Genomic DNA, 12,632 nt, shown 5'->3' with positions numbered 1-12,632 from the left:
GCGGTGCGCCCTGCGCGTCAGCGGCGCATCGTGTCCAGCTGCGTGACCGGCGCGGCGTTGTTGCCCCACGACCCGCGGATGTAGGTGAGCACCTCGGCCACCTCGGTGGCGTCGAGCGCGTGCCCGAACGGCGGCATGCCGTAGGGGCGCGGGTTGCCGGCCGTGGCGGGCAGGAAGCCGCCGTGCGCGACCACCTGGATCAGGTTGGTGGGCCGCGCCATCGTCACCGCGCGGTTGCCCGCGAGCGGCGGGTAGGCGCCGGCCGCGCCCTGGCCCTGGTCGCCGTGGCAGTAGGCGCAGCGCTGGTCGTAGATCTTGGCGCCGCGCACCATGGCGCCGGCGTCGCGCCGCACCGGCGCGGCCGGGGCCTTGGTTGCTTCGGGGGCGTCCTTCTTCACGGCCTCGGGCAGGTCCTTCAGGTAGATGGCCATCGCGCCCAGGTCGGCGTCGCTCAGGTACTGCGTGCTGCGGAACACGACGTCGGCCATCGGGCCCATCACCGAGCCGCGCGGGGCGGTGCCACTCTTGAGCAGCGCCACGACGTCGGCCGCGGGCCAGTCGGCCACGCCGGCTTCGTGCGGATCGGCCAGCGAGGGTGCGTACCAGTTCTCCACCGCGATCAGGCCGCCCGAGAGCCCCAGCTTGGTTTCGGTCGCGCCCAGCGAGTTGCGGCTGCCGTGGCAGGCGATGCAATGGCCCAGCCCGCCCACGAGGTAGGCGCCGCGGTTCCATTCGGCCGGCTTGTTCGCGTTCGCCACGAAGGGCTGCGGCTTGAACGAGAGCGCGCGCCACACCGCGAGCGCGGCCTGCGTGTCGTACGGGAAGCGCAGGCGGTGCGCCTTGTTTTCCGTGGTGGCGGGCGCCACGCTGCGCAGGTAGGCGTAGAGGGCGTCGGAGTCTTCGCGCGTGACCTGCGTGAAGTTCGGGTACGGGAAGGCCGGGTACAGCAGGCGCCCGTCCTTGCTGCGGCCGTTGTGCATGGCGCGCCAGAAATGCGCGCTGCTCCAGCCGCCGATGCCGTGCGTCGCATCGGGTGTGAGGTTGGTCGCGTAGATGGTGCCGAACGGCGTTTCGAGCGGCACGCCGCCCGCATAGGGCTGGCCGCCGCGCGTGGTGTGGCAGCCGGCGCAGTTGCCCGCCAACGCGAGGTAGCGCCCGCGCTCGACCAGTTGCGGCGTGGCGTCGAAGGCTTCGGCGTGTTCGGGCAGCGGGTCTTCGCCGCGCAGGTTCAGCGCCAGCACGACGCCGGCCAGCACGGCCGCCAGGGTGACCAGGCCCAGCAGGGCCCAGCCGAAATGTCTCAGTCGCGCGGTCATCGGGTTCTCAGGGTTTCGCTGCGGTCGGCATGCCGCCGCAGGTCACGGGCAGCGGTGCGGGCAGCGAGGCCGCCGGGCGGGTGTCGGCCGGCATCGGTTGCACGGCCAGCCAGCTGGCCACGGCGTTGATGTCGGCGGTGGTCATGCGCTGGCCGATCTGCGCCATGCAGTCAGGCGCGGGCGCATGGCGCTCCTTGGCGAGCCAGGCGCCGAGCTGCGACGACACATACAGCCGCGGCAGGCCCAGCAGGCCCGGAATGGCCGGCTGCACGCCCGTGAGCGCGGCGCCGTGGCACTGCACGCAGGCCGGGATCTGGCGCGCGGCGTCGCCTTCGAGCGCCAGCTGGCGGCCGCGCCGCAGCTGCTCGGGCGAGGCGTCGCTCTGCGGCGAGATCGCCGCGTACGGCAGCGACAGGTTGGCGAAGTACTCGGCCATCTCGCGCAGGTAGTCGTCCGACAGGTGCTGGACCATGTAGGTCATGTCGCTGTTGAAGCGGCGCCCGTCGCGAAAACTCACGAGCTGGTTGAACAGGTAGCCCGCCGGCTTGCCCGCCAGGCGCGGGAAGAAGCCGGCGTTGGTGGTCGCGCCCTCGCGCCCGTGGCAGGCGATGCAGGCGGCCACGCGCTGCTCGATGGTGTCGGGCACGGTGGTGGTGGCTGCGCGCGTCATCGCAGGCGCGAGCGGCAACAGCAGCGCCAGGGCCAGCGCGGCCCGGTGGAGCACGGCCTTCATCACGTGCCTGCCGCGAAATGCGCCAGGGCCAACAGGCCCGCGATCAGCAGCAGGGCCATGCACAGCCCCACGCCGATCAGCGGCAGGATGCCCAGTTGGGCGGTCCGCTTGTCGGCGTCGGCCCGGCGGCCGCCCAGCCCGATGAAGCTCCAGAGTACGGCGCGCACCGCGCGCATCAGATTGAACATGGGTCCACTGTCGCGCAAACGGGTCAAAAAAAACAGATGCAGATCCAGCTCGATTCACCATATCAGATTAGAGTCCCCGCGAATGACAACGGCCCACCGATGAAGCGTTATGAAGCCCTGGCCTCGGACATCGAGGCCTCGATCCGCAACGGCACCCTCAAGACCGGCGACCGCCTGCCCTCCGTGCGCCACACGGGCAGCAGCCGCGGCGTGAGCGCCTCCACCGTGTTCCAAGCCTACTACCTGCTGGAGGCGCGCGGGCTGGTGCGCGCGCGCGACCGCTCGGGCTACTACGTGGCCGGCGGCGGCCTGCGCGACGCGCCGCCCGAGACCACCCTGACCTCGCGCCCCGCCGAAGGCCCGCGCGCGCTCGAGGTGAGCGACCAGGTGTTCGACATCCTCGAAGCCAGCATGTCGCGCCAGGTCGTGCCCTTCGGCTCGGCCTTTCCGAGCCCGCTGCTGTTTCCGCTGGCGCGGCTGGGCCAGTTCATGGCGGCCAGCGCCAAGGCGCTCGACCCGTGGCGCACCGTGGACGACCTCACGCCCGGCAGCGCGACCCTGCGCCGGCAGATCGCGCTGCGCTACCTGGCCGACGGCCTGCCGGTGCCGGCCGAGGAGATCGTGGTCACCAATGGCGCACTCGAGGCGCTCAACCTGTGCCTCTCGGCCGTGACGCGGCCGGGCGACGCGGTGATCGTCGAGTCGCCCACCTTCTATGCCGCGCTGCAGGCGCTCGAACGCATGGGCCTGCGCGCCATCGAGGTGCCCACGCACCCGGGCGAAGGCATCGACCTCGACGCGCTCGCGCAGGCCATCGCCGCCCACAAGCCGACCGCCTGCTGGCTCATGACCACCTTCCAGAACCCGCTGGGCAGCCTCATGCCCGACGCGAAGAAGAAGGCGCTGGTCGAACTGCTCGCGCGCCACGAACTGCCGCTGATCGAAGACGACGTGTACGCCGAGCTCTACTTCGGCGAGCGCCGCCCGCCGCCGGCCAAGGCCTTCGACACGCAGGGGCTGGTGCTGCACTGCTCGTCGTTCTCGAAAAGCCTTGCGCCCGGCTACCGCATCGGCTGGGCCTCGGCCGGGCGCTTCGCGCGCAAGGTGGCGCGCCAGAAGCTCACGACCACGCTCAGCACCTCGGTGCCCGCACAGCTGGCGCTGGCCGACTACCTCGAGAAGGGCGGCTTCGACAAGCACCTGCGCAAGCTGCGCCAGACGCTGGCGATGCAACAGGCCAGCTTCACGCAGGCCGTGGGGCACTACTTCCCGGCGGGCACGCGCGCCACGCGGCCGCTGGGCGGGTACTTCCTATGGGTCGAGCTGCCGGCGCAGGTGGATGCGCTGGAGATACATCGCCTGGCGCTGGAGCGCGGCATCAGCGTCGCGCCCGGCCCGATCTTCTCGGCCACGCGTGCGTTCTCGAACTGCCTGCGGCTGAACTACGGCCACGCGTGGGACGCGCACAGCGAGCAGGCCTTGCAGACGCTCGGGCGGCTGGTGGCCGAAGCGAGCTGAAACGACAACGCCCGCCGAAGGGGCGGGCGTTGTGCGGGCCTGTCGAGCTACTCTTGCGGTTCCAGCGCCACCGGCGCCGGCGCCCCGCTCTTCTTGCGTGCCTGCAGCACGAACGCCACCAGCTGCCACACCACGAAGATCGCGATCAGCCCCAGCAGCGTGCCGCTGATGGGCCGCGACACGAAGGTGCCGAAGCCGCCGCGGCTGAGCAGCATCGCGCGGCGGAAGTTCTCCTCGAGCATCGGCCCGAGGATGAAGCCGAGCATGAGCGGCGCGGCGTCGAGCTCCAGCCGCATGAACATGTAGCCCATGAAGCCGAACGCAGCGGTGATGAACACGTCCTGCAGGTTGTTGTTCACGCTGTAGGTGCCGATGCAGCAGAAGAACAAGATCGACGGGAACAGCACGCTGTACGGGATCTTGAACACCGAGAGCCAGTAGCGCACCAGCGGCACGTTCAGCACCAGCAGGAACACGTTGCCGATCCACATGCTGGCCACCAGGCCCCAGAACAGCTCGGGGTGGCTGGCGATCATGTTCGGGCCCGGCTGGATGCCCTTGATGATGAAGGCCGCCAGCATCAGCGCCATCACCGCGTTCTCGGGAATGCCGATGCTCATGAGCGGAATGAAGCTCGTGCGCGCCGCCGCCTCGTCGGCCGCCGCCTGGCCGGCCACGCCCTCGATGCAGCCGGTGCCGATCTCGTGCTTGTACTTGCTGACCTTCTTGTCCAGCGCGTACGCCGCGAACTGCGCAATGGTCGGGCCGCCGCCAGGCAGGATGCCCAGGATGGAGCCGACCACGCTGCCGCGCAGCGCGCTGGGAATGATCCGCTTGAACTCCGCCCAGGTCGGGATGAGGTTGATCTTGCCGTTGAAGGGCGAGCGCTCCTCGCGCGAGTCGAGGTTCTTGGTGATCTCGGCGATGCCGAAGCAGCCCAGCGCAATGCTCACGATGCCCACGCCGTCGGTCAGGAACGGCATGTCCATCGTGAAGCGCGCCATGCCGCTGTTCACGTCGGTGCCGATGGTGCCCAGCAGCACGCCGATCATGCACATCGCCAGCCCGTTCAGCAGGCTGCCCGTGGTCACGAAGCTCACGCACACGAAGCCCACCAGCATCATCGCGACGTAGTCCGCCGGGCCGAACAGGAAGGCCACCTCGCCCAGCGTCGGCGCCAGGAACGACAGCACCAGGATCGCGACCGTGCCGCCGATGAAGCTGGAGAAGCCCGCCGTGAACAGCGCCAGGCCCGTCTTGCCCTTGAGCGTCATCGCGTAGCCGTCGATGCAGGCCACGATGCTGCTGGCGTGCGGGATCTTCATCGTGATCGCGCTCACGCTGTCGCCGTACTGCGCACCGTAGTAGATGCCGGCCAGCATGATCAGCGCGCCGGTGGTGGGAATCGAATACGTCAGCGGCAGCAGCAGGCTGATGGTGGCCAGCGGCCCCAGGCCCGGCAGCAGGCCGACCAGCGTGCCCACCGTGCAGCCGATGGCGCAGTACATCAGGTTGTGCAGTGTCAGGGCGTGCGAGAAACCGAACGCCAGGTTGTTCAAAACTTCCGTCATGGTCGTGGCCTCAGAACAGCAGCAGGTTCAGGCCGAGCAGCTTCTGCAGCGCCAGCGCCATGGCGATCAGGCCCGCCGAGATCTTCACGTTGCGCAGCCACGAGTTGGCGCTGCCCGCGAAGGCCGAACAGAACACCATGAAGACGATGCCCGCGATCATGTTCACGTACATCGAGATCAGCGCGAACCCGCACAGGCTCGACAGGATGAGCCCGATGTTCTTGAAGTTCAGGTCCAGCGTCACCGGCGCCACCACGAACGACCGGACCACCGTGGCCACGCCGATCAGCAGCAGCAGGCTGCTCACCATCACGGGGAACAGGCCCGGCCCCGCCCGGCTGAAGTCGCCGATGGGATAGCGCAGCGCGGTCAGGCCGAAGCCCAGCGCGATCGCCATGAGGAACAGACCTCTGACAAGGTTTCTATTTTTCATTCATACGCTCACGGAGTGTTGTGATTCGAATGCGCCCGCGACTGGAAAAACCGGTGCGGGCGTGTCTCCGTCCGGAGGGAGTCGCCGGACGGATCGATGCTCTTTTTGCAAGCTGATCGGAATCTGACGCAGCCGCGAGGGGAACTACGTACCGGGCGCGAAGGCGGTGAACGCGCCCGGGTCACAATGCGCGGGGCCTCCTTGCGAAGGATTGCGGAACACCGATGAAGACACCACGCCATGCTCCCCGACACGCGCTCCTGGCGGTCGCCACCACCGCCGCGCTGCTCGCCGCCTGCGCGGCACCGCCGCCGCCGGCGCCCGGCGAATGGTCGCCGCAGCCCCCCAACCCGAACGCGCCCTACCCGGCCGAATCGCGGATGAACGGGGAGCAAGGCATGGTGCTGCTGCGCGTGCGCACCACGCCGGCCGGCCTGCCGGCGAGCGTCGAGGTGAAAGAGTCGAGCGGCCACACACGGCTGGACCGCTCGGCCGTCGAGACCGTTCGCACGTGGCGTTTCAAGCCGACGCCGGACGACGGCACGGTGGTGTGGCGGGAAGTGCCGATCCGGTTCTTCATCACGTCGCCGCCGCAGCAGCCGACGTTCAACTAGGAGGGACGAAGCACGATGTCATGCCCCACTTGCAATCATCTCAACGCAGCGACAGACGTTCGCTGCATCCGATGCGGCACTACGTTGATCCACGAGGCCCTGGGGCACTCGGAGGCCTATCGAAAAACCACGGACTCCATGGACGCTCGCGTGTATGGAGGCGTCGGCGCCTTTTTCGGGTTTTGTGTCGTCGCAACGCTTCTGAAGTTTGTCCTGGCGCCCCCATGGCTTGACGATCGCGAGCTCTACGCTTTTGCTACCGGTGGTGCCGTCGTTGGCGGACTGCTGGCCCGTCTGTTCCTTCGCTCGAAGCAACGCATGTTGTGACCTTCGCCCGGGGCCGGACGGGCAACTTCAAGCAGCCACCGCCACCCCACCCCGCCGCATCCGGCGCACCCTGAACAGCAGGAACGCCGCGATGCTCACGTTCACCAGGTTCCAGCCGATGCCGTTCAGGAAGGCCGCGTGGTAGCTGCCCGTCAGGTCGAACACCTTGCCCGACATCCAGCCGCCCAGCGCCATGCCGAACAGCGTGAACATCAGCACCGTGCCCACGCGCGCGCCGGCTTCCTTGGGCGGAAAGTGCTCGCGCACGATGATCGCGTACGAGGGCACGATGCCGCCCTGGAACAGGCCGAACAGCGCCGAGATCACGTACAGCGGCACCAGCCCGTCGAAGGGCAGGAACAGCAGCAGCGCCACGCACTGCAGCACGCCGCCCAGCATCAGCGTGCGCAGCCCGCCGATGCGGTCGCAGATGGCGCCCGACACCAGCCGGCTCACGATGCCGAAGCCCAGCATCAGCGACAGCATCATCGCGCCCTGCGCCGGGCCGTAGCCCAGGTCGCCGCAGTAGGCCACGATGTGCACCTGCGGCATCGCCATCGCCACGCAGCAGGCCACGCCCGCCACGCACAGCAGGCCCTGCGCCGTGCCCATGCTCAGGCCGAAGGGCCGTGTCATGTCGCGCACCAGGGTGCTGCCCGCCACCTGCGACGCCGGCGCCACCTCGGCCAGTGCCGGTGGCCGCGCGCGGAAGAAGAGCGCCAGCAGCGCCATCGTCACGCCGCAGAAGATGCCCATGCCGATGTAGGTCTGGCGCCAGCCCACCTGCTCGACGAAGTGCTGCGCGATGGGCGGCCACACCGCGCCCGCGAGGTAGTTGCCGCTGGCGCACACCGCCACCGCGATGCCGCGCCGCTTGACGAACCACAGCGAGGTATCGGCCACCAGCGGCGCAAAGGCCACCGAGCTGCCGAGCAGGCCGACCAGCAGCGCCTGCGCGATGGTGAAGGACACGATGCCTTGCGACAGGCCCGTGGCGATGTAGCCGGCGGCCAGGAAGACCGAGCCCATCAGCAGCGGCTTCATCACGCCGATGCGGTCGGCCAGCTTGCCCATGAGCACGCCGCCGAAACCGAAGCCCAGCATCAGCAGCGTGTAGGGCATGGAGGCATCGGCGCGCGCCACGCCGAACTCGGCCTGCACGGCGGGCAGCATGACCGACACCACGTACATGCCGCTGCTGCCGACCGTCATGACCAGCAACGTGAGCGCCAGGCGCACCATGGCGTAGCGCGAGTCGGGCTGGTGGACGATGGGTGTCTCTGGGGTCGTCTTCATTCTTCTTGTCTCCACGCATGCATCGGGCGGCGCATGTCGTGTGGCATTCTCGCGGAAGGCCGCGCCGCTTGCTGCGCGTGCCCTCGAGAACCCAACGCATGCCCATCACCTACAGACAGGCCGTGCCTGAAGACACACCCGCGTGCCTCGACCTGCGAGGCCGCACGCGAGAGAACGCCTTCTCGGTCGACGAGCTCGAGGCGCTCGGCATCACCCTCGAAAGCTGGCAGGCCGGCATCGCCGACGGTTCCCTGCCCGGCTACGTTGCGCTCGTCGACGGCGAGCTGGCGGGCTATTGCTTCGGCGAGCGGGACACCGGCGAGATCGCTGTGCTGGCGCTGCTGCCGGCGTACGAAGGCCGGGGCATCGGCAAGGCGCTGCTCGAGCGGATGGTCGAGGCGTTCGTGCGGCTCGGCTTCCAGCAGCTCTTCCTGGGCTGTTCGCCCGACCCGCAGGTGCGCTCGCACGGGTTCTACCGGCACCTGGGCTGGAAGCCCACGGGCGAATTCGATGCAGCGGGCGATGAAGTGCTGGCGTACGTCCCGTCCTGAGACGTTCGCCGCGGCCGGTGCGCTGAACGCTCCGGCAGCCTCAACCCACGAACGGCGCAGGTGCCATCACCACCACGACGCTCGACGACAAGAAGGCCTTCGGCATCGGAATGCCGGGCTTGCGCTTGCCGTCGCAGGCCGCGGTCAGCAGGCCGAGACAGAGCAGAAGAACAAAGGCTGTGCTTCGCATGCGGCGCATGCTAAGCCCGCGAAGTGACGCGTCAAGTCGGACGGCAGCGCCAGCCACCGTCGGTAAAGCGAGCTTTCTGCTTCAGCGCAAAAGGACTTCCGGCCGCTCGCCGGCCTGCAGGCGGCGCTCGATGTCTTCGAGCACGTTCGGCAGGTCGGCCACGCTGTCGATCACGTAGTGCGCGCCGGCGGCCTGCAGCTCGGCGGTGGCGCGGGCGCGGCGGGCCTGCTGGCTGTCGGCGTCGAGCGCCTGCCATTCGGCCAGCGTCAGGCCGTTGACGTTGCCGCTGACCGACACGCCAACGGCCCAGGTGCCGGCGTTGAGGCCCTCCTGCAGGCCCACGCCGGTGTCGTCGACCTTGACGACGGCGTGCGGCGGCCACACGCCGAGGTCCGCGAAGCAGCGGTACATCATGAGCGGCGACGGGCGGCCCGCCGCGAGGTCGCCCGCGCACACGAGGTTGTCGGGCGCATAGCCGCCGGCCGCGGCGATGGGCGTGACGACCTCCATGATCGGGCGGTTGTAGCCGGTGGTGGAGCCGATCTTCAGGCCGCGCTCGCGCGCCGCGTGGACGGCCTCGATCGCACCCGGAATGAAGTCGGTGTGGTCGCGCACGCTGGCGGCGTTCATGGGCGTGAACACCTCGTACAGGCGGTCGACGTCGGCGTCGTTGAAAGCATGGCCGTGCCTGGCTTCCCACTGCGCGGCGATGCGCGGCTGCGTGCCCAGGGCCTTGATGTGGTCCCACTTGGCCATGCCCATCGGGGCGCGCGCCTCGTCGATGGTGATGTCGATGCCGAACTGTGCGAACAGCTTCACGAAGGCGCCCATGGGCGCGCAGGAACCGAAGTCGAGGATGGTGCCGGCCCAGTCGAAGACGACGGCCTGCAGCCTGGCATGGGGATGGGCGTTCATGGCGAGGGAAGAAGAAGGACGAAGAAAGGGGCGGTGCTCACCACGCGTCGAACACGTCGGCGGCAATGCCGAAGCCCGTGCTCGCGCCGCTGCCGCTGGTGACCAGCACCACACGCGTGGCGTCGTCGGGCGCGTCGATCACGCAGGGCGTGGTCTTGGACGACGGGTACACGCCGGTCCAGCGTTCGATGACCTGCGCAGTCTCGAGGTTGAGCGTGCTGCGCAGGTGGCGCAGGATGAGCTGGTCGACCGCTTCGATGGCGAAGGGTTCGGGCGCATCGCCGTAGTGGTGCGAATCACCGACCACCAGCGAGCCGTCAGCGCTCTGCACCACGATGAGGTGGATGCCGTGGTCGAGCGAGGCGCGCTCTTCCTGCATCAGCCGCGCGCGCAGCGCCGCCGCTTCGGGCAAGCTGCTGTAGCCCTCGTAGCGCACCAGGCTCAGGTCGGTCATGACCGCGCCCGGCAGCCGAAAGCCCGCTTCGGGCTGCACGCGCAGCATCTGCAGGCGGCACAGCCTGAGGTCGTGCGCGGCGATGCGGCCGGCGAACAGGCCGTGCAACTCGGTGTTGGTGCAGACCACCACGCGCTCGCCGCGCAGGGTGCCGCGCGAGGTGCGCACGCGCGGGGTTTCGATCTCGTGCACCGCCTCGCCGAAGCGGAACACGACGCCGTGCACCTCGGACAGCCAGCGCGCGAGCAGGCCGACGGCGGTGCGCGATTCGACGCGCAGCTCGTGCGGGCTGAACAGCACCGAGCGCGCCTGCGTCAGGTTGAGCCCGGGTGCGCGCTCCTGCGCGTCGGCAGCGTCGATGAGCGCGCAGGCCTCGGCCATCGGCGTGCGCAGGAAGGCTTCGAGCACGGCATGCGCCTCGGGCCGGTAGGCCGCGAGCCAGAGGTGGCGGTGCACGATGTCGATACCGGCCTGCGGCGCGATGGCCTGCCACACGTCGCGCGAATGCATGGCGCGGCGCCACATGTCGCCCGGCGCCTGGCCGGTGACGGTGATGAAGCCGAAGTTGCGGATCGATGCGCCCAGGCACGCGGCATCGCGCTCGACCACGCACACGCGCAGGCCGCGCTGCGCGGCGGTGTAGGCATGGGCCAAGCCGACGATGCCGGCGCCGACCACGATCACGTCGAAGCTGTCGACGGACATGCTGGGGTTCATCACCGTTGTCTCCAGGCTTGCGTGCGCTTCAGCGCCCAGTGCCCGGCCAGCGCGAACAGGCCGCGGCCGACGGCGGCCGTGAGCATGATGAGCGAGGCCATGGCGGCGGCGGGTGCCACGTCGCCGGCATCGTCCATGTTGAGCACGGCGATGGCGGCCAGCGTGGTCTGCGGCGAATAGAGGAACACGACGGCCGACACGGTGGTCATCGCGTTGACGAAGAAGTAGCCGGCCACGTTGAGCACCGTGGGCAGCGCCACCGGCAGGTGCACGCGCCACAGCGTGCGCCAGAACGGCACGCCCATCGACTCGGACACCAGCTCGTACTCGCGGTCGAGCTGGCGCAGCGCGGTGAGCGAGGTGAGGTGCGCCACCGAGAAGAAGTGCGCCACGGTGCAGATCACGAGGATCGCCATGCCGCCGTACAGCCCGTGCAGTGGGTTCGCGGCCGAGTTGAAGAAGAAGATGTAGCCCACGCCGAGCACGAGCCCCGGCACGGCGAGCGGCAGGTTGGCCAGCAGGTTCAGCAGCTCGCGCAGCAGGCCGAAGTGGCGTGGCTTCTCCACGAAGTAGGCCGACACGAAGGTGGCGAGCGCGCCCGCCACGGCCGCGCACAGCGCCAGGCGCAGCGAGTTGCCGTAGCTGCCCCAGCCGCCGCCGTCCATGTTGCTGAAGTCGTAGTTCTTCAGCGACGGTGTGAGCTTGTAGGGCCAGTAGCTGGCGAGCGAGGCGAACACGGCCATGCCGATCATCACGACGATGGCGATGGCGGTGAGCGTGCAGAACACGAGCAGTGCGCGGTCGCGCGCCTTCACCGGCTCGGGTTGGTACGGCGTGGCGCGCGCCGACAGCGCCGCGGCCTGCTTGCGGCGCACGCGCCGCTCGACGAGGAACGACAGCACGGCCGGAATCAGCAGCACGAGGCCGACCACCGCGCCCATCTGGAAGTTCTGCTGGCCGACCACCTGCTTGTAGATGTCGGTCGCGAGCACGCCGGTCTGGCCGCCCACGACCTTGGGCACGCCGAAGTCGGTGATGACGAGCACGAACACGACCATCGCGGCCACGATGAGGCCGTAGCGCGACGACGGCAACGTGACGGTGCGGAAGATGCGCCAGCGCGAGGCGCCCAGGGTCTGCGCGGCTTCGTACAAACGCCCGTCGGACGTGGCCATGGCGGTGGTGAGGATCAGCAGCGCATGCGGCAGCGTCCAGAACACCGAGCCGAGCACGATGCCCAGCGGGCCGTAGATCGACAGGTCGCCCAGCAGCCCCTTGAACAGGCCCTGGTTGCCGAACAGGTAGATCAGGCTGATGGCCGGCAGCAGCGAGGGCGCCAGCAGCGGCATGAGCGCCACGGCGCGCAGCAGGCCCTTGGCGGGCATGCACGAGAGCGTGAGGCCGTAGGCGTACACGTAGGCGATGGCGGTGCACAGCACGGCGCTGATCACCGCGAGCAGCACGCTGTTGAAGGCAGACTGAACGAGCGCGGGGCTCTCGAGGTAGCGCGCGAAGTTGGTCAGGCCGACGAAGCTGCCTGCGCGGTCGTAGAAGCTCTGGCCGACCAGCGCGCCGACGGGGAGCGCGACGATCACGACGAGCAGCAGCACGACGAGCAGCACGGCGGCGCCGGTGAGCCAGCGTTCGCGGTCGAAGTGATTCGAACGCGGGATCGCGATCGGGGCGAGGGCTTCTGTGGAACTGCTCATGTTGTTCTTGTTTTGGTTTCGTTGTTCAGGGCGCGTGCACAGGCCACCGGGTACTTCCCTCCGCGAATGTCCCCCGGGCTTCGCCCTCCTCCTTGATTTC

At 69.2% G+C, this 12,632-nt stretch carries 13 protein-coding genes; 3 read left to right on the top strand and 10 right to left on the bottom strand.

Going from position 1 to position 12,632, the window contains the following annotated elements; genetic code table 11:
• Positions 1-17: 17 nt before the first annotated feature.
• The 3 genes from AC07XP_RS21420 to AC07XP_RS21410 are packed head-to-tail and all read right to left on the bottom strand — an operon-like array spanning position 18 to position 2,237.
• A complete protein-coding gene (locus AC07XP_RS21420; RefSeq protein ID WP_495265810.1) occupies positions 18-1,316 on the bottom strand; it encodes a c-type cytochrome in 1,299 nt (432 codons plus the stop codon).
• A 7-nt stretch (positions 1,317-1,323) separates the two neighbouring features.
• Positions 1,324-2,049, bottom strand: a complete 726-nt coding sequence (locus tag AC07XP_RS21415; protein WP_495265809.1) for a c-type cytochrome — start codon at positions 2,047-2,049, stop codon at positions 1,324-1,326.
• Positions 2,049-2,237, bottom strand: coding sequence for a DUF2970 domain-containing protein (locus tag AC07XP_RS21410; protein WP_056573062.1), 189 nt, complete (start codon positions 2,235-2,237; stop codon positions 2,049-2,051). The genes AC07XP_RS21415 and AC07XP_RS21410 overlap by 1 nt, the downstream gene beginning before the upstream one ends.
• Before the next feature lie 99 nt (positions 2,238-2,336).
• Between AC07XP_RS21410 and AC07XP_RS21405 the strand changes: the two genes are divergently transcribed.
• Entirely contained in the window at positions 2,337-3,755 is a 1,419-nt protein-coding gene (locus AC07XP_RS21405; protein WP_495265808.1) for an aminotransferase-like domain-containing protein, read from the top strand.
• 47 nt (positions 3,756-3,802) lie between these two features.
• Here the strand turns inward: AC07XP_RS21405 and AC07XP_RS21400 are convergent, their stop codons facing one another.
• Positions 3,803-5,326: a tripartite tricarboxylate transporter permease gene (locus AC07XP_RS21400; RefSeq protein ID WP_495265807.1), complete on the bottom strand. Its 1,524-nt coding sequence runs from the start codon at positions 5,324-5,326 to the stop codon at positions 3,803-3,805.
• A gap of 10 nt (positions 5,327-5,336) precedes the next feature.
• Positions 5,337-5,759: a tripartite tricarboxylate transporter TctB family protein gene (locus AC07XP_RS21395; RefSeq protein WP_495265806.1), complete on the bottom strand. Its 423-nt coding sequence runs from the start codon at positions 5,757-5,759 to the stop codon at positions 5,337-5,339.
• 224 nt (positions 5,760-5,983) lie between these two features.
• Here AC07XP_RS21395 and AC07XP_RS21390 point away from each other — a divergent pair, with 224 nt between their 5' ends.
• Positions 5,984-6,373: an energy transducer TonB gene (locus AC07XP_RS21390; RefSeq protein WP_495265805.1), complete on the top strand. Its 390-nt coding sequence runs from the start codon at positions 5,984-5,986 to the stop codon at positions 6,371-6,373.
• A 354-nt stretch (positions 6,374-6,727) separates the two neighbouring features.
• Here AC07XP_RS21390 and AC07XP_RS21385 read toward each other — a convergent pair whose 3' ends face one another.
• Positions 6,728-7,996: an MFS transporter gene (locus tag AC07XP_RS21385; RefSeq protein WP_495265804.1), complete on the bottom strand. Its 1,269-nt coding sequence runs from the start codon at positions 7,994-7,996 to the stop codon at positions 6,728-6,730.
• Between the two features lie 98 nt (positions 7,997-8,094).
• Here AC07XP_RS21385 and AC07XP_RS21380 point away from each other — a divergent pair, with 98 nt between their 5' ends.
• Complete coding sequence (locus AC07XP_RS21380) at positions 8,095-8,547, top strand: GNAT family N-acetyltransferase (protein ID WP_495265803.1); 453 nt, start codon at positions 8,095-8,097, stop codon at positions 8,545-8,547.
• Between the two features lie 40 nt (positions 8,548-8,587).
• Here the strand turns inward: AC07XP_RS21380 and AC07XP_RS21375 are convergent, their stop codons facing one another.
• From AC07XP_RS21375 to AC07XP_RS21360, 4 genes are all read right to left on the bottom strand, one after another.
• Positions 8,588-8,737 (bottom strand): hypothetical protein, encoded by a 150-nt coding sequence (locus AC07XP_RS21375; RefSeq protein ID WP_167394971.1) that lies wholly within the window; start codon positions 8,735-8,737, stop codon positions 8,588-8,590.
• A gap of 81 nt (positions 8,738-8,818) precedes the next feature.
• Positions 8,819-9,652, bottom strand: coding sequence for a phosphonoacetaldehyde hydrolase (gene phnX / locus AC07XP_RS21370; protein ID WP_495265802.1), 834 nt, complete (start codon positions 9,650-9,652; stop codon positions 8,819-8,821).
• Positions 9,653-9,689: 37 nt separating this feature from the next.
• Complete coding sequence (locus AC07XP_RS21365) at positions 9,690-10,823, bottom strand: TIGR03364 family FAD-dependent oxidoreductase (protein ID WP_495265801.1); 1,134 nt, start codon at positions 10,821-10,823, stop codon at positions 9,690-9,692.
• On the bottom strand, positions 10,823-12,532 hold the full coding sequence (locus AC07XP_RS21360; protein ID WP_495265800.1) for a putative 2-aminoethylphosphonate ABC transporter permease subunit: 1,710 nt from the start codon (positions 12,530-12,532) through the stop codon (positions 10,823-10,825). Before AC07XP_RS21360 ends, AC07XP_RS21365 begins: the two co-directional genes overlap by 1 nt.
• Positions 12,533-12,632 lie beyond the last annotated feature (100 nt).

This window comes from Variovorax sp. GW531-E2 (assembly GCF_059423125.1).
The sequence above is the reverse complement of the archived record's forward strand: the minus strand, read 5'-3'. Positions and strand labels throughout refer to the sequence as shown.